The following is a 23485-nucleotide window of genomic DNA, read 5'->3' on the forward strand; positions in this document are numbered from 1 at the left end:
TAAATTTAATATTTTTATTATTTTTTGTCTAATATGAAAAATCTATTTACTAACTAACATATATTCAAAGAGTCTATTTCATAATGTTAATATAAATCTCTTAATCATATCTTCCAAAATCTTCTACTGCTCTCACCATAGCTTGTACATTACATGCTGGAGCAAGAGGAGTTAATGCACAATCTGGCATCAATATAAATCCTCCTGGAGAATATTTCATTTGTTCAATTGCTTTTCTACTCTCTTCATATACATCTTCAGGTTTTCCTGAATGTATAATAGAGTTTCTTACATTTCCACCAATAATGTATTCATCACCCAAAATTTCTGCTGTCTCCCTCATATCCATCTCATAACCTAATGTAAATACAGTTCTGCTTGGTAATTTTAATTCATTCGTCCAGTATTTTAAATTTTCCTTATGGTCTCCACAAAGATGTACTATCCATTTCTTAATACCCCATTCTTGATACATATCTTGAATCTCTTTTATATATGGAATAGAGAATCTTTCAAAATCTTTTGAAGAAATTATTCCATGAGATTCCATAGGATATGCTGAAAATGTTGATATTTTTTCTACACCAAATGTATCTATACTTCTCTTTGTTATTGCCATCATGTAATCAGTCACCATTCTAAGAAGATGATGTATTACTTCAGGGTCTTTTCTTAAGGATTTTAATAGTAGTTCTGTTCCTAAAATACTTTGCACTCCTCCAAATGGAGAACCTGATGGAACCGAAAATCCAAACCCATTTTCCACACATATTTTAGAAAATTCCAAAGACCTAATTGCTGATGGTGCAGTGTTCACATCAGGTATTTTTAGGTTTTTAACATCTTTTATATCCTCTATAGGTCTTCTTATTACTTTTGGTAGTCTTATTCTTGGAGCTTCTGAAAACATCAATTCACCACCAAAATCCCAAGTTTGCCATTCTGGAATTGCATAACCTGGAGTAGCATCGTAATTATGCAAATTTATTGAACACATTTGAGCTTTAAAAGCTTTTTCAGGTTCCATATAATATTCTTTTGAAGAATAATTTGAAATATTAGCAGCATATAAAGTAACATTTGGATTAACTGGTATACGGTCTAATTTTTCTTTATTCATTAATGCTTTCATTCTTTCAGCAGAAGTTAATTTCATCATCATCATCTCCTAAGTTAATATATTGTTTGATAAATTATTATAGTAACATAGAAAAAATCACCTTAAAAATTTCAGCTTTTAAGGCAATTTCTTTCTCTGCATCTATTTATCTAACTTAACATTTTTTTGAGCATTTTTTAAGAAAGTATCATCTATAGCCTTTTCACGAGGTACTTCTTTTTTAATAACTCCTGAAGCCATAGACATTCTATTTATAGCTGCATATCCATCATCAGTGAAGCTTCCATCTTTAGAATATATATTATTATCTTTTATTTCTTTTACAGAATCTTCAAGCATTTCATTTCCTGGGAATAATGGTTTCAATGTTTCTATTATTTTTTCTGCAGAGTTTTCATTTGTCCATAATATAGCTTTATATATAGCATTCACATATTTTTGTACTGTTTCTGGATTCTCTTTTATATATTTGTCTGTAGTAAATGTTATATACATTTCATAATTTTCAGAACCAATTAATTTTTTATGAACTTCTGGATTATATATATCTTCAACTAGCTTATTACCTGCATCAAGTACAATTTTACGAGCAGATGGAGATACATAACTACCTGCAACATCTTCTTTTTCCAAAGCTGCAACTAGTGCTGAGTTTGGAAGATTTACATATGTAGCATCAGTATCTGGATTAAGACCATTTTCTTTTAACACAGAACGTACAAATGCTCTAGGAGATGAACCACTATCAGCACCATTTATAGTTTTCCCTTTCATATCTTTTACACTGCTATATTTTGGTGCTACCACAAATGAATATGGATATTTTTGTGTAGTTGAAAGTAATAATTTAGTACCTTGATTTTTTTCATTAAAACCTAAAATCATCTCTGGCCCATATAGACCAAATTGAGCATCTCCAGATAGCACTGGTGCTGTTGGCATATCACTTTGAACTGTAACAAATTCTACATCCAAACCTTCTTCTTCAAAGAACCCTAGTGCCTTTGCTAAGTATGCTGGTCCCCAAAGCTCACCTCTAACTGGTTCAGATACTTTAACTTTTTCTAATTGTTTTGTTTCTTTTTTAGCATTGTTTGAACTTTTGTCTTCTTCTTTTCCAGAGTTACATGCAACCATACCTAATAACATAACACCACATAACAAAATTGAAATAAACTTTTTCATACTTTCTCTCCTCACATTATTTTTTAGTCAATACTCTCTCTCCATCTTAAAATTCTTTTTTCCACATGTTTTAATATATAGTCAAGCATTGACATTATAAACATCATTAAAAAGATACAAGATAATACTCTTGTAATATTGTAAACTCCTCCAGCTGCTTGTACCATCCATCCTAACCCCTGATTAGAGCCTAGATATTCTCCAACTATAGCACCTAAAACTGAAGCTCCTGCTCCTGAACGTAAGCTAGCCATAATCCAAGGAATACAGGAAGGTAATATTACTTTTTGTATAATCTGCAACTTTGATGCCCCCATAATTTTTAATGTATTGATTAAATTTATATCTACATTTTTAAATCCTGCATATGCATTAAAAAACACCAAAAAGAACACCATTATTGCAGCCATAAAAATTTTAGCTTGTAACCCTATTCCAAACCAAATTATAAATAAAGGCCCAAGTGATAGTTTTGGTAATCCATATAATCCTACTAATATTGGGTCAAATATATCTGCTAAAATTGGTATATTCCCAAATAAAAATGCTATTATTACTCCAAATACTACACCATAAAATAAACCAAATAATGAAGCTTTTAATGTTATATAAATATGAGGCCATATTTCACCTGTACTAAACATAGCTATTAAATCTTTTATAATGCTTAATGGTGAACTAAAGAAAAAGGTATTAATGAGATTATTGTCAGATAGATATTCCCAGATCATTAAAAAAACTGCTATAAAAATTAAACAATAACATTTTTTTAGTATTTTTTTAAGCTCCATACTCACCCATCTCCTCTTTTCTTCCTTTTATTACTTCTGACTTTATATCATCCCAAATTTGCTTTTCTAACTCTATAAATTGAGGGCTTGATTTGCTTTCAATATTATTGCGTGGTCTAGGTAAATCTACAATATATTCTGATTTAATAGATGAAGGTCTATAACTCATAAGTATAATTCTATCTGCTAATGTTATTGCTTCTGATATATCATGAGTAATATACACAATAGTATTTTTTCTTTTTTCCCAAATATTTAAAATTTCATCCTGTAGCAATTCTCTCGTAAATACATCCAATGGACCAAAAGGTTCATCCATAAAAATAACATCTGGGTCCTGTGCTAAAGCACGCATTATGATAGCCCTTTTTCTCATCCCTCCAGAAAGCTCATATGGATATTTTTCCTCAAAACCAGCTAAACCACTAGTTTGCATAAGCTCTTTTGCCAATTCTATCCTATGTTTCTTATCTTCTCCCCTTATCTCAAGACCAAGAGCAATATTATCAACTATCTTTCTCCAAGGAAGTAAAGTATCCATCTGTGATATGTATCCTATTTTATGTCTTCCAAAATGCAATGGTTTTCCATCAATTAAGACTTCTCCTTTTGTAGGTTTTAACATGCCACACATTATGTTTAAAAGTGTACTTTTTCCACATCCACTAGAACCAACAATAGCTAAAAATTCTCCTTTTTTTACAGAAAGGTCTATATCATTAATAGCATGTATACGTTCTCCATTTTTGGATTGATAATAATGAATAATATTTTTTAAAATTAATGTATTTGTATTTTCCATTTCAATACCCCTTATTTATATACTACAAATATAATACAATTTTCTATTTATTATATTATACTTCGACTTTGAACAACATAAGTTTAATATGTTTTCCATTCTTTGTCCAATAGCAAAAAACTATCTCCAATAAGCATATTATAGTATCCAACTATATCCATAAAAAAACTACATTAAGTTTGTTATAATACAAACTCAATGTAGCTTTTCATAAAAAACATCTTATATTTAAGTATAATTTTTAATTTATTTATTAAATTTTAATGCTCCTGTAGGACATACCATTACACAAGGTGAATCCATACCACATTCGTGTCTTTCAACACACCCATTACATTTATTTGCCTTGCCATCCTTGCCATAATTCAAAGCTCCATATTCACAAGCTTTTTCACAAAGTTTACATCCTATACAACTTTGGTTATCTAATACAACGAACCCATCTTCTTTTTTAAAGCAGTCTTTAGGGCATATATCCAAACATTTTGGCTCATCACAATGAATACATGCTAATGAAAAATATTCTATGTTTACACCATCTTCCATTGTAAATACACGTCTAAAAAGTTCGCCATTATCTATATTATTATCATTTTGGTCTACACAAGCAAGCAAACAGGCTCCACATGCTGTACATAATTCTTTATTAAATTTAAATAAACTTTTCATTATATCCCTCCATCTATCTATTCACCTTTTCAATCTTACACTTACAACTTCTATATGCAGGGAATCCACTATAAGGGTCAAAATTATCACAAATAATGCTATTTACATCAGCTTCTCTGTATCCATGATACATATGTATATTTCTGTATAAGACTCTATCTGTAACATTAACTTTTACATTTAAACTTCCTATCTTAGTAGTTATTTTTATATAATCTCCATTAATAACATCCAATTCTTTTGCATCTAGACTAGAAATATCACAGCTAGCTTTATTTTTTAATAGTCTTGAAAGTTTTATGTCATGAAGTCTTGAATGTAGTGCATTTGGAATTCTTGCTCCTGATGTCAATAGATGAGTATAATCATTATCTATATCATCATTAAATCCTCTATATGTTGGTAGTGCATCTAACCCAGAATCTTTATATTTTTCAATAATTACAGATTTTAATTCAAACTTAGATGTACTAGTATCATATCCATCTCTTGTATATGAACCTACTATATATGGTTTAAAGTCTTTACATTTTAATGGTAAATCACTTTCTTTAAGCTTATCTACATCTACACACGTATCTTTGAACATGTGTCTTATACTTGCTTCATAACCTGCCTTTAATAAGTCATCCTCTATATCCATAACATTTGCTAAATCTGAAAGTATTTCTACATCTGATTTCGAATCATATAGTGTGTCAATAACCTTTTTAGTATATGTAATATATCCACCTGGATAACTCTTACATTCTTCTCTTTCAAAAGATGTACATGCAGGTAAAAGTATATCTGCATATTTTGATGCATCTGTCATAAATAAATCTATATTCACAAAAAAATCTACAGTATCTAATGCTTTGAACAGTCTACCAGAATTAGGAAACATTCTAGCATTTATTCCATGACAAAACAAAGCTCTTATTTCGTAAGGTGTTTTTTCTTCTATTTGTCTAGTTAAATCCATAGCCTGAAATTGAGTCACCATTTCATTCCATAGAGGAAACCTTTCTCCACCAATTCTTTCATTTATATTTTTGGGTAAAACTTCTTTTACAAACTCTTTTTCTAGTGCTTGAAATCCACCTAACTTACCAGCAAAGTAGTCTTGTTTTGGTATATTGCCACCTGTCCTGTCATAATTACCTGTTATAGCAGATAAAGACATCATTGCTCTGTAATTTTGAAATCCATTTTGATGATGAACGATTGGAGCTGCACTTTCATTTATGCAAAATGGACCTTGAGACAACATATCTACAGCTTTTATTATGTTATTCTTAGAAACACCTGTAATCTTACTTACAGTATCCAAATCAAATGATTTTACATATTCTTTATATTCATTAAATCCATATACATGTTTTTCTATGTATTCTTTATCTATTAAATCTCTTTGTATAAATAGATTTGCCATACCAAGAGCTAAAGCTCCATCAGTTCCAGGTTTAACTCTTAAATGTAGGTCTGCTACTTTTTGAGTTGTTGGTGTTATTCTAGGGTCTACAATTATAAATTTTAGACCTTTTTCTTTTAATTTTGTAAGATTTACACTATTTAAAAATTTAGAATAGTATGGATTAAATCCCCACCCTAAGTAAGTTTTTGCATTTTCCATATCTTGCATTGTAAAGTTTCTCCCAGTCGCAACATTTCCCGCCATCTGTGCTGATGTTGAGCATGAGCTAGATTCTGTACCATAATTAGGAGAACCAAATGAAGATGAAAACCTTTGTAAAAACGGTCTATACCACTTCCCATAACCTGTAAAAAAGGCTACATGTTTTGCCCCATATTCACTTTTTATTTTATTTAATCTCTCTCCTATTTCACTATAAGCCTCTTCCCATGATATTGGCTTAAACTTACCTTCACCTCTTTTACCAATTCTCTTTAGTGGTGTCTTTATTCTATCTTCTCTATAGATATACTCTCTATTACAAAGACCTTTTGTACATAGCAATCCTTTGTTCATTGGATGTCCTTTTGTACCTTCTATTTTTATTATTTTACCATCTTTAACATATGCATCAATTCCACAATGTATCCCTGGAGAACAAATATCGCACAAAGTTCTCTTTATTTCTATGCCAGTTTCTTCACATGGTATCTTAGCTTTAAGCAAATTACAATTATTCATATCTACTCTCTCCTTTCCTAATAAATATAATTATTAAACTTATTATACATCCTTTTTATTCAAATATCATATTTTAAATCTTATATATTATAATATCAAGAATACTTTAATAATAAAGCCTTATATTTTTAATATTTATTTAAATAATTATTTTTCATTCATAGTGTATAAGATAATAAGATAAAAATCTAATAGTAAATTGTTATTTACATATATCTTGTGATAGATAAAAGCTATTTATATATACTTTGATTTAAGCTGCAGATTTAGAGTGTAAATTAAATGCATTTAGATTATAATATATACAGTGAGGTAAGGTGAATAAAATGAAAATAGATATGATATATAAATTAATAAAAAGAAATACAGAGCCATCAAGGTGGTCAAGAGGTGTAAAATATTACACTAATCATTTGGTTGATTATATAGATATAGATATTGATGACCTACAAAATAATCTACTGACATTTCGTGGTGGAGTCAATTCTGAAGATAATTATAGCTTTTATTTTAGTTCAATAACTATAGATATAAGACACTTTAAAATAATTGAAAATGATTGTAGCTGTGCTGATTGTCAATCAAAGGGTGTAAATCAGAGAATTTTCATATGTAAACATATAGTTGCTATTGTTATAAAAAGCTTAAAACAAATAAAAAATAAAAAAGATGTTCCTCCTATTTTAATAGATATACTGGGTGATAATAATGATAAAACGTCTAACACTAATTCTAAAATTGACTTAGACTTAAGTAAACAACTGCTTTCTTTTTTAGATAACACTAAAAGAGAAAGAGTTAACTTAGATGTATTAATAAATGTTGATTCAAATAAAGCAATTGCCGAATTTAAAATTGGAATTGATAAAATGTATATTCTAAAAAATATTACTGAATTTGCATATTCAAAACTTAATGGATATGAATTAGATTTTGGAAAAAAATTTATTTATAATCCCAGCATTCATTATTTTGCTGATGAAGATGAAAAATTGGTAGATATTATAGAAGAATATGGTACAAATCTTTCATACAATTTTTCTTCATCATATTCAAAGAAGTTTATGGAGATAAATGCAAGTTCTTTAAAACAGTTTTTAAATGCTATTAAATACAAAGATTTTACACTTATTTTTTCTAAAAAAGAATACCATCCAAAGATATTAAATGATACCTTGCCAGTAACATTTAATTTTAAAAATATAGAAGATAAAATAATCTTATCTTCTCAAGATTCATTACCTGTTCCACTTACCAAAAAAAATGATGTACTTTTATATGATGATAATATCTACTTGCTATCACATAAAAAAGCTCATGATTATTCAAAAATCTATCAAGTATTATCAAAATCTAAAGAATTAAAGTTTGACAAAGAGGATTCTAAAGATGTTTTAGGTCTATTAGTACCTAGATTAAAATCTATATCTCAAGAAGTTTATTTAGATGATAATATAACAAATAACATAACAAATGATTTTAAAGCTGAATTCTACTTTGATATGATTGATGGAAACATATGTTGTGACATAAAGTATATATATGACAATGAAGAAAAAAAATTTATACTTCCCAATACACAAAAAGAAGTTAAAATTGAAAATAAAATAACTTCTTCGCAATTTGTAAAAGAAAATAACAGTTATGTATTCAAAGGAAGTGATTATGACCTATTTACATTTTTAGATTCACAATTAGAATCTTTAAAAGAATTTGGAGATATATACTATTCTGAGAAGTTTAAATTGAAAAAGATATATAATTCTTCATCAATTCAGGCTTCAATTAATCAAACTAATCAAAATTACTTAGAATTTAATTTTAATATATCTGATATAAATCCAAAAGAGTACAAATCTATTCTGAAAGCTTTTCAAGAAAAACGTACTTTTTATAAGCTTAAAGATGGGAACTTTATAGATTTATCAGAAAGAGAAACACAAGACTTTTTTGAATTAGTTGAAAATCTAGATATAATAGATAAATCAAAAAATAATAAAATTCATAATAATAAAGCTCTATATATAAATGATATGATAAAAGGTAAAAATTTAAAATTTATAGATGGCAAAAAGGAATTAGATAATATTTGTGAAAAATTCAGAAATTTTGATAGTATAAATTTAGATATTCCAAACAATTTAAAAGCAGAGCTTCGTGACTATCAAGTAAATGGTTTTAACTGGTTTAAAGTTTTAGATTATTATAAATTTGGTGGTATATTAGCTGATGAAATGGGTCTTGGTAAAACAATACAGACTATTACATTTTTATTATCATTATCCAATAAAAAGAGTCTTATTGTTACACCCACATCTCTTATTTATAATTGGAAAAATGAATTTGAAAAATTTTCTCCAGACATAAAAGTTTTATTGATACATGGAAGTAAAAGAGATAGAGAAAAGTGCTTTATGGAGTTAGAAAATTTTGATGTAATACTTACAACATATGGAACTCTTAGAAATGATTTAGAAAAATATAGTGAAATAAAGTTTGATTATTGTATCATAGATGAAGCTCAAAATATTAAAAATCCAGTAGCTCTAGTAACAGAATCTGTAAAAAGTATAAATGCAGAAAATAAATTTGCACTTACTGGAACTCCTATGGAAAATAATTTGCTAGAATTATGGTCTATATTTGATTTTATAATGCCTGGTTATTTATATAGTAAAACAAAATTTCAAGAGTTATTTATAAATAAAGAAGATAATGTTAAAAATTTAAAAAAACTTATAAAACCTTTTATTCTAAGAAGAAGTAAAAAACAAGTCATGAAAGAGCTTCCAGATAAAATCGAGAAAAACTTTTTTGTCGAGTTGAATAAAGAACAGAAAAAGATATATAGTGTATATGCAAAAGATATACAAGATAAAATAAAAGATAAAAATCTAAAAAAAGATAAAATAGTTATCTTTTCTTACTTAACAAAGCTAAGACAACTTTGTTTAGACCCAAGTATAGTGGTAAAAGATTACAACAAAAAAAGTTCAAAAATTGAAACATGTTTAGAAATACTTAGAGACAGTATAAATGAAAATCATAAAATATTACTATTTTCACAATTTACCTCTGTACTTAAAAACATAAGTAAAGAACTTGATAAGTACAAAATTGAATATCATTATATAGATGGTAAGACTAATGCTAAAGAAAGACTTGAACTTGTAGATACATTTAATACAAGTATGGATAAAAAAGTTTTTTTAATATCTCTAAAAGCAGGCGGAACTGGTTTAAACCTTACATCTGCTGATATGGTAATTCACTTTGACCCATGGTGGAATCCATCAGTAGAAAATCAAGCTAGTGATAGAGCCCATAGATTTGGTCAGAAAAACTCAGTACAAGTTATAAAGTTAATTGCTAAAGGGACAATAGAAGAAAAAATAATAAAATTACAGGAAAGTAAAAAAGAACTTATAAACCAATTTATAAATGGAGAATTAGCCAATGAAGGTGTATTGAAAAGTTTGTCTGATGATGAAATAATAGATTTATTTAATTAAAGTATTTAACCTTATAGCTTATCTATATAAATTTTAGAATAAATTTATATAGATAAGCTACATTTTATGTAAATCCTAAAACTTTAAATAATCGTATTACTAAATTATTCTTTTAAAAATTTTTTTGCTACATCTGCAAAGTTTAATCCATTTGATAATATAGCAGGATGCCCACCTTTATCAAACAAGTACATTTTACCATTTTTAATTTTTTCAAGAATTGATGAAAAAGTATTTTCAAAAAAATCAGGAGATACTAAAGATACAAACTCATCTTCTCTGCTACCTGTTAAAAGTACATCTGGTTGCATAGTTTCTAGAGGTTTATGAAAAAATTTACCTATAGTTTTATAGTGTTCAAAAATAGCTTCTGTATCGTTATCTACAACTTTCTCCCAGTTTTCACCTTGATTATAAATATAAAAAGCTTTTGCACCAGCATCTTGTTTTGATTCTTCACGCTCTATCTTCACATTTTTTACAAATGATTCCAAAGGGACTTCTCCTTCAAAGCTATCTGATATTACTTTATTAACTAAGTCAGGTCTTTCAAGGGCAACATTTAACGCTACGAGAGCGCCTCCACTACTACCAATTATATTTACCTTTTTATAATTCATTTTTTCTAAAAAACATATAACCTGCATAGCCTCATCAAACCATAAATCTACAGATAATTTATCTACCATTTGAGATTGACCATGACCTACAAAATCTATTAATATTACCTTATATTCATCTTTGTAAAAATCAACTACTTCATTAAACATCTTAGAAGATGCAGTATTACCATGTAAAAAAAGCAATGGTATACCATCTCCTATTTCATTATAGTAGCATTTCTTGTCATTATAAGTAAAGTATGCCATACATTTCCTCCTCCTGTACATTTATAACTTATATTCACAGTGACTATTGTTATAAACACTTAAAATTATTATAGCTTACATTCTAAAGTTTTGTAACTTAATAGTTTTTTAAAAATATAAAATTATTTTATTTTATTAAATTTAATTCACAATTTTAACCTTATTTATCTCATATCTCTCTTTACCTTAACCATCTTTTTCTTTATAGATATTTCCTTATATTTTTTTGATATTAAATCGCCTTTATAATTTAATATATCTACATATGAACACAAATCTTGAACTTCTATTACACCTATATCATCATTAGCGATTTCTTTTAGGTTACTAAATGCCCCAACTATGTCTAAAACTCTTATTTTTTTCTTTTTCCCAGCATTTAAATATAATCTTACTACTTCATCTTCTAAATTTATCTTTGTCTCTTTGCATTTTTGATAACTTTTACTAACTTTCTTTCTTTTTAATGCTTCTTTTAAAAGGTCTTTTGAATATTCATCAAACAATCTTTTACCTAATATAATTTTACTTTTTTCTATTGTAGGCATTTCATATATTTTATACCCTATATATTCTTCTATACCCTCTATATACCTTTCATCCCTTGTATCTACTATAGTAATAGCCTTTCCACTACTTCCTTTTCTTCCAGTTCTACCAATTCTATGTATGTAGTTTTCCTTATCATAAGGTACATCATAGTTTACAACTAAAGAAATATCATCGATATGTATTCCTCTAGATGCTACATCACTGCTAACTAACACATTGAACTTTAAATCTTTAAAATCTTTAATTACAAAGATTCTTTTTTCTTGTGATAAATCAGCATGTAACTGCCTTACCAAAAAACCATCTTTACTCATTTTATTATATAATCTAGATACTTTTTCTCTAGTATTACAAAAAATTATTACACTCTTTGGATTTTCACTGTATATTAACTCTTTTAAAATTATATATTTATCCGTTTCATTTACTTTTATTATTATATCCTCTATTTGTTTTACTTTCTCATTGTTTGTATATTCATTTTCATCTATATTTATAATGTCATAGTTTGACATATATTTTTCACATATATACTTTATCTCTTCGTTCATTGTAGCTGAAAAGAGTCCTATTGTTTTCTCTTTGGGCAAACTTGATAATATTTTTTCCATTTGCTCAACAAAACCTTTATTAAACATTTTATCAGCTTCATCTATTACTAAATACTTTATATTTTCCAACTTAATAGTACCTTTATTTATATGGTCAATTATTCTACCTGGAGTAGCTACAACAATATGAACCCTTTGCTTTAATTCTGATATTTGTTCTTTTATAGGTTGTTTACCAAATATAGCACTACATCTTACTTTCTTTAATCTCCCTATTCCTGATATCTCTTCTTTCACCTGTAAAGCTAATTCTCTTGTTGGAACCACTATAAGTGCTTGAATATTATTATACTCTACATCTATATTCTCACATACAGGTATTGCAAAACTTGCTGTTTTTCCACTTCCTGTTTTTGATTGCACTGCTATGTTTTGACCATTTAATAATTTTGGAATAACCTCTATTTGTACTCTAGAAGGTATATGATATTCTAAATTTTTCAATGACTTAAATATCTTTTCATTTAACTTAAATTTTTCAAATGTATATTTCATATATTACCACCTTGTTATATTTATCTTATCTCTTATATTTTTCTACATTATATTATTATAATACAAGGTTGTAACATTTTTATATTATTTATTATAATTAAATAAAATAGATGTTATATAAAGTTATAATTTAGTTCTAAATAAATTATAACTTTATATTTAAATACCCCTTGAATATATTGATAAATCAATACTTTCAAGGGGTATCTCTTGTCGATAACTGAACTAATGTATCTTTTGCAAGTTTAAATTATACTAATATATTATGTTTGAGTTTGCATCTAAAATTAAAAGGTATTAATCAACACCTAAATCTCCATAATCTCACATACTTATATCTTTATTTAATATACCTTCTGTAATTAATCGTGCTATATAATCATAACCTGCTTCATTGGCTTTATTACAATCATTCGCATTATCACAGAAAAAACTTTCAATCTGTATTGCAACTGGATTCGTGTTTCTTAATATATATAAATTTTCTCTTTTTTTAGCTCCTCTATTTTCAAATAATTCTCCAAGTTTATTAGATACTCTTTTAGCGTATTCTAATCCTTCATTACCATAATAAAGCACTTCTGTACCAAATTTTGTTCCATCGCTTTTATTTAAATGTAGTTCTACTAACAAATCGTATTTGCCACTATTTACCTTTGGTACTCTATAGAAAAATTCTTCTCTTTCTGACATGAAATGCCTTTCTGGACAAACTATTACATCTACTGTATTACCTTGACTTATAAGCATCTCAGCTAACATAGGAGCTAATTTTTTGTTATAATTGTATTCATCAACTATGCCACTTACACCTGTACTTTTACTACCCTTTAGTATACTATGACCTACTGTTATGCATATTTTCATTTACTTTTTTCACCTTCTTTTAAGCCAATTTTTATATAATAGTAATATAATTTTAAAGTTATTACTAATAATAATATATTAATTGAAGAAGGCAAAAGTTCTCCACGATTATCATTTTTTTAACATATTTGTCTTATTTTATCATAAATCTACACTTTTAAAATATTATAAGTATATTTATTATTTAGAATCACTTAAAATTAGGAATTTATATTAATTATTTGTATACACAATATATATATCAATATCTATGTTTTTTTAATAAAATGCCAGTTTAATAAATTTAAATTTTAGCTTTGAAGAGTTAATAGTACAATAAAAGTGATGTATTCATAAATAATTCATCTGTGTTTAACTCGTTTATAGATGTATGTTCAATTTTTATATTTATATTTTTCATATCCTCATAAACAATTCCAACTGGTGAACAAATAAAACAAGAAAACCCAAAAGTTTTTATTATCTTTTTTACTTTATTCTCATTAAAATTCGTTTGTTTCTTACAATCACTTATATTTTCATTATTATTTTGTAAATCATTATCAAAACATTTTTCTTTCTGAATATTATCAAACTTGTTTACTATTTTAAACTTACGCCTATTTCTACAACTATAATCCATTTCAAATTCTATACTACCAAAAACTATTAAATTGCATAGTTTTAAATCTTTTCCTTTGTTTGTGGGATTTTTCATAGGTTTAACATCAAGTATCTTACTATTTATGTTTACTTCTAATATATCTTTTAGGTTTTTAGGCATCTTTAGAGTATTACTTATATTCAACTGCTTAAATACAGTTTTATCTATATTGGTATAAACACTATTACTTTCTACTGATATTCTTGTTGGAAATTTATCTAAATTACACTTATAATAATAGTATATATTAGCGTTATTCTTTATAACTCTATATGCTGAATTTGGTAAAACTACACTTTTAAAAGATATTATTTTTTTACAATTGCCATCTATTTTTCCTATGTAAAAACCTTGTTGTGGGTCTAATCCAAATTTTATAATACCATTAACTTTTACAGTGTTCTTTATAAATTCTATATATTTAGAAATATAATCTTTAAAAAATATATTTCCTGTTTTATATCTACTCCTATTTGTAACAATAACTGTATAGGTCAAAATATCAAATACAGATGCACATTTTTTATCAACATATTTTTCTACTTTTAAAATACTTCCACTTATATCATTTGAAAAAACATCATTAAAAGTAGTTTTAGTTACTCTCATTGCATCCACCTTTCTATAATTTAAAGATTACTCTATTTTAGAACTATTTTCATAACTTATAATTGCAGTCACACTAATGAATAAATTATTATCATCTAAAATAGATGATGTCATATCTTGTATAAGATACTTTAAATTAATTTGCTCTTTATTTTCTATTCTTCTAGGAATTTGTATAAATGTGCTAAAGGGTAATTTCAATTTAAGTATATTTCTCTTATTAGAGCTTCTATTTCTCTTGTTACCTACATAATCTAGTATCACATCAGTATCCATATCACCAACTAAAATTAATTTTTTGCCTGTCATTTGCTCATTTTCTAATGATACACACTCCATCGTATCAACAAGACTGATATTATGAATATTCATATTACAAACAGATGTCTTCAATGAATCTACTATGGATTTTTTAGAAGCTAGCTTAAAATTTTTATATGTATTAAATTGAGATAAATAAAAAGCATTTTCTAGTCTTTCACATCTTTCAAAATTATATATTACCTTATTATTTTCATACATAATCACATCAATCTCCCTATATCTATATATTAATACTATTCATAAAAACTCTTCCAAATTACCCATTTTTGATTTTCACCATCTAGCTCTTATCCTTTTTAAGACATAATAATCTTTCACATATCTTATTTCTATATTAGCAACAAGAATCTGTCTTAAAACTTTTCATTGGATATATACTATTGACTTTTTAAATATAGTCTATTATAATTATAAATAGACCGACGGTCAGTCATAAAAAAGAGAGGTGTTCTATAAATGCAAAATTTAGATAAAATAAATAATTCTTTTAACAAAAACTTTAACCTTATGGTACTTGGTCAAATTATATCTATACTGGGTTCATCATTATTAAGATTTGGTCTTTCCACTTACATTTTAGATATAACAGGTCGTGCAGATATATTTGCAACTTTATATGCAATATCAAATATTCCACTTCTATTATCCCCAATTGGTGGTGCAATAGCTGATAGATTTAATCGTAGAAATCTAATGGTTATATTTGATTTTATGAGTTCTATAATTATCTTCATTTTTATCTTCATTTTTTCTACTTTAAATGATTCTATTGTATTAATTGGAATTGTTATGATACTCCTATCCATTATTAGCTGTATGTATCAACCTACTGTACAGGCGAGCATACCTTTAATAGTAAATGAAAAAGATTTAGAACAAGCAAATGGAATTGTAAATGGAATAGGTGCACTTTCAGGTATGTTTGCCCCTGTACTTGGAGGACTTTTATATGGTCTTATTGGAATCAAGATGCTTCTTATTATAAGTTGCATTGCATTTTTCCTATCAGCAGTAATGGAGATGTTTATTTATATCCCTTTTAATAAAAGAGAATTTAATGGAGATATAATAATGACCATAGTTAGTGACATGAAAAAAGGATTCTCTTATGTTATAAAGAAATCTTATATTAGTAAAGCTATGATTCTGGCAGCTTCTTTAAATTTATTTTTAACTCCATTTTTACTTGTAGGAATACAATATATTTTACGTGTAACAATGCACAGTAGTAATAATATGTATGGCATAGGAATAGGAATTATCGAATTTAGTAGTGTTTTAGGTGCACTTTCAATAGGTTTATTTGCAAAAAAAATGAAGATGAATACATTATATCGCTGGTTAATGTTAATTAGCATTCTAATGATTCCAATGGCTATTTCAATTTCACCTTCAATGCTCAAGCTAGGATATTATCCTTCTTTTATATTATTATTTATTTGCATCATACCTATAGCTATGTCCATGACAATTATTACTGTATTTGTCCTAACTATTGTTCAAAAACAAACACCTAATGAATTATTGGGAAAGGTAATGGCCACTATTACAGCTGTATCACAATGTGTTGCTCCAGTAGGTCAAATTATGCATGGTAAATTATTTGAAGTTTTTAGCCTTAAAGTTTATATACCTATAATATGTATGTTTATTATTATGCTATTAATTTCAATTTTGGCTAAGTATCTATATAGGAATGAACTATCATAATACAGGCAAAAATATCTATTTTTATATTCTCTCAAATATATTTTTTAAGGTCAAATGGCCAGACTGATTCTTATTTCAGTCTAGCCATTTGACATAATGCTTATTTATTTTCATTAAATCTATTGTTCTGGTTTATATACAACTTTATTATCATCATCATATATTACCAAAGAATTTGCTTTTATAACTTCATCATCATACTTAACATCCTTTTGAGAAAAATTAGCTATTACTTTTAAATTTTCTCCATACTCAGTCATTTGAACTAATCTATCCTCAGAAATAAATTTAAAATCTGTCATTTCTCTTTTTATAGCCTTCTTATTAAATTCTGACCATACTTTATTATGTGAGATTATTTCATCTTTATGTTTTTCCCATTCAGTTCTATCTATATAATACATAGGTGGCGTATTATACAAGACTTCTCTCATCATTCTACTTCCAACTTCATCTTTGATTTTGAAGGTTCCCCATAACCACTGATGAGAAGATATAACAGAATCATTATAAACTAATCTAAATAATGGTAGAGAGTAAGTTGGGTCTATAAATATTTTTTTATATTTTTCTTTTACAGGTATCTGCTTTGAAAATACTTCTGGGACTCCTCCTGTTGGAGAATAGTATCTACCAACATAATACTCACTGTCTTTATTCTTACTCATGTCTTTATCGACCCAAGCAAATGCTGGTGTTTCAAGACCATGTGCCAATGCTATAGTAGTGCTTGAAAAATCATTTCCACCTTCTGAACCTATGACCATATTTGCATTATCTCTTATATATGACATCCTTTCAAGTCTAGCCTTTAAGTCTTGTGCTTGAGTTGTTATGTGATTTGGAGAATAATCATCATAAATTTCACCTGTAGCATCACAATCTATAAACCAAGAATTAAATTTATATCCTTCATCTAATATACTTTGTACTCTCTCTTTCACACTTGGTAAAGACAATGTAGGATTTAATTTTCTTCCTTCTCCTTGAAATCCAGTTTCTTTTTCGCCTTTTTTATTTTCTATAGTAGCATTTTCATATAGAGATTTATCCTTAAATGATGCCGTACTCCATTTTTCTTCACCTGGCTTGTGTATAGAATGATATGAATCATATGGCCCCACTAGATACCCTAAATCGTTAGCTCTCTTAACCATTTTTGGAGATACATAACCTTCTTTCATATCATCAAAACCTATCCAAGCATTTTTAATACCAGATTTATTGATGTCATTAATCACATCAACGGTATTATACTTTGCCCATGTAGCAACATTATTCACACTATCGCCTAGTTTTGATTTTAGTAATCTCTTGTTAAATTCTACAAGTTCTACTCTATTTAATTTAGATATACCTTTGTCCAATACTTTTCTTATATCTTCATCATTACTATTAAAGACTTTGTCATTATAAAAAGTATTCATCTGCATAACCTCATTAAATGCTTGAACTATTTGATTCTTTTGATATTTATCTATATAATCTTGAGTTTTTATTTGATTAGTCACTTCTATAAATTCACTATCATAAGACTTCATACTTAAAAGTTCTTTCATCCAATTAATCAAGTCATCTGATAAATTTTCTTTTAACTTATTCCATTTAATATCATTTATTGTGATTATAGATTTATCTCCAAAATAAATCTGTGGTGCTCCATAGAGTTTTTCAATATTTTTATTTTTCTTAGATTTTTCTTCTAGTGTTTTAAACTCACCTTTATCAACTATATAATTTTTATAAGTTTTTGCTACATCTGTAATATTTTTATTAGTCAAATACACTTTAAAACCATACTCTTTGTTTGTATTGATACTTGGATATTCATGTTTAAATGTAAAATTAATCTTATCTTTAGAACTAAATTCAATTTCATTGTTGAATTCATTTTCAATAACATAAAGCACAGAATATTTTGCTTTATTTACTGCAAAGAATTGCATTGAAAAAGATTCTATAACATCATAAGTCGACTCGTTTAAATGTTCTTTCCAGTACTTATCATTGCTTGGTATAAACTTACCTTCATAAAGTGGTAGTACATAACTTTCGCCTTCAACTTTAGGCCAATTAAAACTAGCTTCTTTTTCTGAGTTAGATTTAATGTTTACATCTAAATAATTGTCCTCTTTTTTTATATTTATGTCTATGTTTTCATCAGGATATGTCCATGATGATTCTGTTCTTGTCTTTTTGAAATTTGATACCTTTCTTTCTTTTAATGGTTCAGATATATTTTCTTTTGAACCATCAGATTCAACTGATACCTCAAAGGTTTCAGGTTTCACTTCAAAACTAAAATCCAAATTTTTAACACTGTACATGGATGATTTGCTATTAGCTACCTCACCACTACTACATCCAGTAATAGTAGTTACAACAACCATGCAACTTATAAATATCGAGACTATTTTTTTCATAAAAGCCACCTCCTCGATAAATATAACATCCTTATGTTACGTCAAAGTTACATTTTACTTTGAATTTCACTATCTATTAATTGAAGATTGTATTGTTTAATTAGTTCTATTAAACGGTCTGCATAGATACTCTTTCCATTTTCATCTTTTGCAGTACTATAACCTGCTTTTTCTAATGCTTTAGCTTGATATATATACGTTTTTGCATCAAATACACCATTAGCTTTGTATCTTTTATTTGTAGCCAAAAATTTCGCATGGTCTTTTATAGACTCATTTTTATCATCATATATTCTAAATTTATCATCTATAATTGTGTCTAAATGTTCTTTTGTTTCTAAAGTCACTGATTTCCCTTTCCAAGAAGCATCTGCCTTTATACCAAATAGATTATTATGTTGTTTTGCTAAAGTTGATTTGCCCCAGCTAGATTCGATTATAGCTTGCGCAATAGTTATAGATGGAAGTATTTTATAATCTTCGTAATTTTGTATAGCTTCTGCTTTAATTTCGTTTATGAACTTCATATACTGTGTATCAGACTTCAATCTTTCTGGCTTTATGCCATAATCCTTAAGTTCGTCAATATAATTATCAACCAATCTTTTTTGTTTATTACTAAATTCTAATTCATCCAAAACATTACTTAATTTATTTATTTTATTATTTTCAGAAAAATTTTTAACAAACAAATCTGATACTTCTTTTATTTGTGAGTCTTTAACTTCTTTTAAGTTATTTTTATTCAATACAGCAACAATTGAAGCTACATACTTCCAGTTAACTTGTACATTATTTTCACTTGCCAAATCAGCATATTTTATATACTTACTGACCTCTATATCCTCTTTGTTTATCTCTCTAGTGAAATACTCTTTTACTCCTACACCTATTAAAACTGATATTATCAGTATTATAACAATGAATTTTTTATTCTTCATAATTATTGTCCTCCCTTATATTATCTGCTGAATACAATATATCTTATTTTTGTTACATCTTCTTTACGAAATTATGAAGATTTTATGAAGATTTATGAAATATATTTAACTAAAAGCACGATTATTGTTATAATATATAGTTCTCTATTAAACAAAAATAGTTAAAATAAATTCATAATTAGATAAACTTATTTTAACTATTTATATAATAAAAATATTATTTAAATTTATTTCTATCAATTTTTATATATTTTTCTAATATATATTTTTTACCATATACAATAATTTTTATTGGTTTACCTCTTAAATTTTCTATTTTAATTAAATCACTACATACGTCTACATTAATAATATTATCTCTATAGTTTATATTGAAAGAATAACTTATCCATTCTTTAGGTAATTTAGGTTCAAAAGATAATGCTTCATCCCATGTCCTCATACCTGCAAATCCATGTACAATTGAAAGCCATGAACCAGACATCGAAGTTATATGAAGTCCATCATTAGTATCATTATTATAATTGTCTAAGTCAAGCCTAGCAGTTCTTGAGTATAATTCATAGGCTTTATCCAAGTCATCTATTTCAGAAGCAACAATGGAATAAATACTAGAAGATAAAGAAGATTCATGTACAGTATATTTTTCATAGAAATCAAAGTTTCTCTTCTTCTCTTCTTTAGTAAATCTATTTCCAAAATAGTAAATTCCCTGCAATACATCAGCTTGTTTTATAAAACAAGACCTAAGAATCCTATCCCAAGACCAATTTTGATTAAGAGGAAGATTTTCTTTTGGTAAGTTCTTCACCTCTATAAATTCTTTATCTAAAAAATTATCATTTTGAACTATTATTTTTAACTCATTATCATATGGCAGATAGATTTTTTTTGATATTATTTGCCATAGCTCAACTTCTTCTTTAGTTACATTATTTCTTTCAATACATTCACTATATTCTCTTTCTAATTTTAATACATTTTCTACAGCATACTCTAAGCACCATTTAGCTATATAATTAGTATACCAATTATTATTGATATTGTTCTCATATTCATTTGGACCTGTTACCCCATGTATCATATACAAATCTTTTTTTATAGATAAATGGACCCTACTAGCCCAAAATCTAGCTATTTCTATTATTACATCAATTCCTTTTTCTTTTATGTATTCAAAATCACCTGTATAATTTGTATAATTATATATTGCATATACTATACTTCCATTTCGGTGGATTTCTTCAAACGTTATCTCCCACTCATTATGGCATTCCACTCCATCAAACGTAACCATTGGATATAAAGCACCTTTAAGTCCTAGTTTTTTTGCATTATCCTTTGCCTGTTCTAGTTGATTATATCTATATTCCAAAAGGTTTCTAGTTACCTTATTGTCTGCCACACCTAGATATACTGGAACACAAAATGCTTCTGTATCCCAATAAGTAGCACCTCCATACTTTTCTCCAGTAAATCCTTTTGGACCTATATTCAATCTTGAATCTTCTCCATAATATGTTGAAAATAGTTGAAATAAATTATATCGTATGCCTTGTTGACTGCTTTTATCTCCATTTATTTTTACATCTGCACTTTTCCATCTTTTATTCCATAATTCTGTGTGTTCATTTAATATATCATCATAATCTTTAGTTATTTCTCTATTTAAAATATCCTCACACTTTCTTAATAGCTCATCTTCCTTATAATCTCTGGTTGAAGTTATAGATACATATTTTTCTATACTAGCAACATCATTTTTTAGAATATCCATTGTTATTGAATTCTCACAGTAATTATAGTCATTTGTATGAGATATAGCTTCTACCTTACCATTTGCTTTAATATGCATCATTGCACCCACAGTAAATACTGGTGTATTAAATGCATTTTCCTTTGTTCGAGAAAGTATGCTTCCTTGATATTCTAAAGAACTTGAAGAAACTCCATTCCAAAACTCTTCCTCATAATTTGAATCTTCATTTTTTATATTTGAATCTAAATATGGTATGAATTTTATTTTAGCATCAGAATTTAATGCTTTTATACTGTATTTAATTACTGCTAACTCCTTAATTGATATACTTAAAAATCTAGTAATGTTAGCTTCAAATTTTTTATCATTTATGTGTACAGTAAACCTACGATTTAAAATACCATTTTCCATATCCAATTCTCTATAAAAATCTTCAACTTTACATTTTGCTAGGTCTAATTCTATATCATCTATAAAAATTCTTATTCCTATATAGTTAACTGAATTAGGAATTTTACCAAAGTATTCAGGATATCCATTTTTCCACCATCCTACACGAGTTTTATCTGGAAACCATACTCCAGCTATATAAGCTCCCTTATGAGTATCTCCACTATAGTTTTCCTCATAGTTTCCTCTTATACCCATATATCCATTACCTATACTCATTATAGATTCTGCCAATCTATTTTCTTCGATTTCAATCTTATCTTGTATAATCTTCCATTCATCTATATTATTAAATAAACATTTCATATAATTCTCCTAACCATATACTCATTATACTTTTCTTGTATATATTCAAAATTTAATTGACTGGTTGAATCTACAACTAAATTTGCTTTTTTTAAATTCTCATAGTTTCCAACTCCAACAGAAAACATATTAGAAGAATTTATAGCATCTATACCTGCACTTGCATCTTCTATTCCTATACAGTTTTTAGGATTCACATTAAGTCCTTTTGCTGACATAAGAAATATGTCTGGATGAGGTTTACTATTTTTACATTTCCCTGCATCAGCTATAAAATCAAATTTATCACTTATGCCCAAATGATTTAATACAGCTGTTGCATTCTTACTTGCAGAGGATAGACCTATTTTTATGTTATTAGATTTTATATTACTTAATAAATCTTCTATTCCAGGCAAAATATCATTTGAAGTTATCTCATCTATCAATGATACATAATAATTATTTTTTTCTTCAGCCATTCTCACTTTTTCTTCTTCTGAAAATAAATATTTCTTATTTCCAAATTCTAATATCCTATCCAACGACTTCATTCTACTTATGCCTTTTAAAGATTCATTAAATTTTGTATCTATATCTATGCCAAACTTATGAGCTAGTTTTTTCCAAGCCATATAGTGATAATATGCAGTATCTGTAATTACACCATCCAAATCAAATATAAATGCTTCAATCATTTTTACTTCCTCTTTCTACAAGAAATTTTTAGA

At 27.0% G+C, this 23485-nt stretch carries 17 protein-coding genes; 2 read left to right on the plus strand and 15 right to left on the minus strand.

Going from position 1 to position 23485, the window contains the following annotated elements; genetic code table 11:
- Positions 1-100: 100 nt before the first annotated feature.
- The 6 genes from ACTG47_RS11470 to ACTG47_RS11495 all read right to left on the minus strand — a co-directional run bounded on the left by ACTG47_RS11470 (position 101) and on the right by ACTG47_RS11495 (position 6704).
- A complete protein-coding gene (locus ACTG47_RS11470) occupies positions 101-1159 on the minus strand; it encodes a uroporphyrinogen decarboxylase family protein (protein WP_479924638.1) in 1059 nt (352 codons plus the stop codon).
- 102 nt (positions 1160-1261) lie between these two features.
- The gene (locus ACTG47_RS11475) at positions 1262-2305 is read right to left on the minus strand and encodes an ABC transporter substrate-binding protein (RefSeq protein WP_479924639.1); all 1044 of its coding nucleotides are present in this window, start codon (positions 2303-2305) and stop codon (positions 1262-1264) included.
- Between the two features lie 23 nt (positions 2306-2328).
- Positions 2329-3096, minus strand: coding sequence for an ABC transporter permease (locus ACTG47_RS11480; protein ID WP_479924640.1), 768 nt, complete (start codon positions 3094-3096; stop codon positions 2329-2331).
- Positions 3086-3898 carry an ABC transporter ATP-binding protein gene (locus ACTG47_RS11485; RefSeq protein ID WP_479924641.1) on the minus strand — a complete coding sequence of 271 codons (813 nt, stop codon included), beginning with the start codon at positions 3896-3898 and terminating at the stop codon, positions 3086-3088. Before ACTG47_RS11485 ends, ACTG47_RS11480 begins: the two co-directional genes overlap by 11 nt.
- 246 nt (positions 3899-4144) lie before the next feature.
- Positions 4145-4567, minus strand: coding sequence for a 4Fe-4S dicluster domain-containing protein (locus ACTG47_RS11490; protein ID WP_479924642.1), 423 nt, complete (start codon positions 4565-4567; stop codon positions 4145-4147).
- A 13-nt stretch (positions 4568-4580) separates the two neighbouring features.
- Positions 4581-6704, minus strand: a complete 2124-nt coding sequence (locus tag ACTG47_RS11495; protein ID WP_479924643.1) for a molybdopterin-containing oxidoreductase family protein — start codon at positions 6702-6704, stop codon at positions 4581-4583.
- A 326-nt stretch (positions 6705-7030) separates the two neighbouring features.
- Here ACTG47_RS11495 and ACTG47_RS11500 point away from each other — a divergent pair, with 326 nt between their 5' ends.
- Positions 7031-10216 (plus strand): DEAD/DEAH box helicase, encoded by a 3186-nt coding sequence (locus ACTG47_RS11500; protein ID WP_479924644.1) that lies wholly within the window; start codon positions 7031-7033, stop codon positions 10214-10216.
- A 104-nt stretch (positions 10217-10320) separates the two neighbouring features.
- On the opposite strand, the gene ACTG47_RS11505 is transcribed toward ACTG47_RS11500, so the two are convergent.
- The 5 genes from ACTG47_RS11505 to ACTG47_RS11525 all read right to left on the minus strand — a co-directional run bounded on the left by ACTG47_RS11505 (position 10321) and on the right by ACTG47_RS11525 (position 15384).
- Positions 10321-11085: an alpha/beta fold hydrolase gene (locus ACTG47_RS11505; protein WP_479924645.1), complete on the minus strand. Its 765-nt coding sequence runs from the start codon at positions 11083-11085 to the stop codon at positions 10321-10323.
- Positions 11086-11249: 164 nt separating this feature from the next.
- Positions 11250-12743 (minus strand): DEAD/DEAH box helicase, encoded by a 1494-nt coding sequence (locus ACTG47_RS11510; protein WP_479924646.1) that lies wholly within the window; start codon positions 12741-12743, stop codon positions 11250-11252.
- Between the two features lie 324 nt (positions 12744-13067).
- Positions 13068-13610 (minus strand): N-acetylmuramoyl-L-alanine amidase, encoded by a 543-nt coding sequence (locus tag ACTG47_RS11515; protein WP_479924647.1) that lies wholly within the window; start codon positions 13608-13610, stop codon positions 13068-13070.
- Between the two features lie 304 nt (positions 13611-13914).
- Positions 13915-14862, minus strand: a complete 948-nt coding sequence (locus ACTG47_RS11520; protein ID WP_479924648.1) for a hypothetical protein — start codon at positions 14860-14862, stop codon at positions 13915-13917.
- A gap of 27 nt (positions 14863-14889) precedes the next feature.
- Positions 14890-15384, minus strand: a complete 495-nt coding sequence (locus ACTG47_RS11525; protein ID WP_479924649.1) for a hypothetical protein — start codon at positions 15382-15384, stop codon at positions 14890-14892.
- Positions 15385-15642: 258 nt separating this feature from the next.
- Here ACTG47_RS11525 and ACTG47_RS11530 point away from each other — a divergent pair, with 258 nt between their 5' ends.
- Positions 15643-16896: an MFS transporter gene (locus ACTG47_RS11530; protein WP_479924650.1), complete on the plus strand. Its 1254-nt coding sequence runs from the start codon at positions 15643-15645 to the stop codon at positions 16894-16896.
- A gap of 119 nt (positions 16897-17015) precedes the next feature.
- Here the strand turns inward: ACTG47_RS11530 and ACTG47_RS11535 are convergent, their stop codons facing one another.
- The 4 genes from ACTG47_RS11535 to pgmB form a co-directional block, all read right to left on the minus strand.
- Positions 17016-19319 (minus strand): glycoside hydrolase, encoded by a 2304-nt coding sequence (locus ACTG47_RS11535; RefSeq protein WP_479924651.1) that lies wholly within the window; start codon positions 19317-19319, stop codon positions 17016-17018.
- 47 nt (positions 19320-19366) lie between these two features.
- Complete coding sequence (locus ACTG47_RS11540) at positions 19367-20260, minus strand: glycoside hydrolase family 73 protein (protein ID WP_479924652.1); 894 nt, start codon at positions 20258-20260, stop codon at positions 19367-19369.
- A 217-nt stretch (positions 20261-20477) separates the two neighbouring features.
- A complete protein-coding gene (locus ACTG47_RS11545) occupies positions 20478-22775 on the minus strand; it encodes a glycoside hydrolase family 65 protein (RefSeq protein ID WP_479924653.1) in 2298 nt (765 codons plus the stop codon).
- Positions 22772-23452: a beta-phosphoglucomutase gene (pgmB, locus tag ACTG47_RS11550; RefSeq protein WP_479924654.1), complete on the minus strand. Its 681-nt coding sequence runs from the start codon at positions 23450-23452 to the stop codon at positions 22772-22774. The genes ACTG47_RS11545 and pgmB overlap by 4 nt, the downstream gene beginning before the upstream one ends.
- Positions 23453-23485 lie beyond the last annotated feature (33 nt).

The organism is Clostridioides sp. LIBA-6622 (assembly GCF_056716095.1).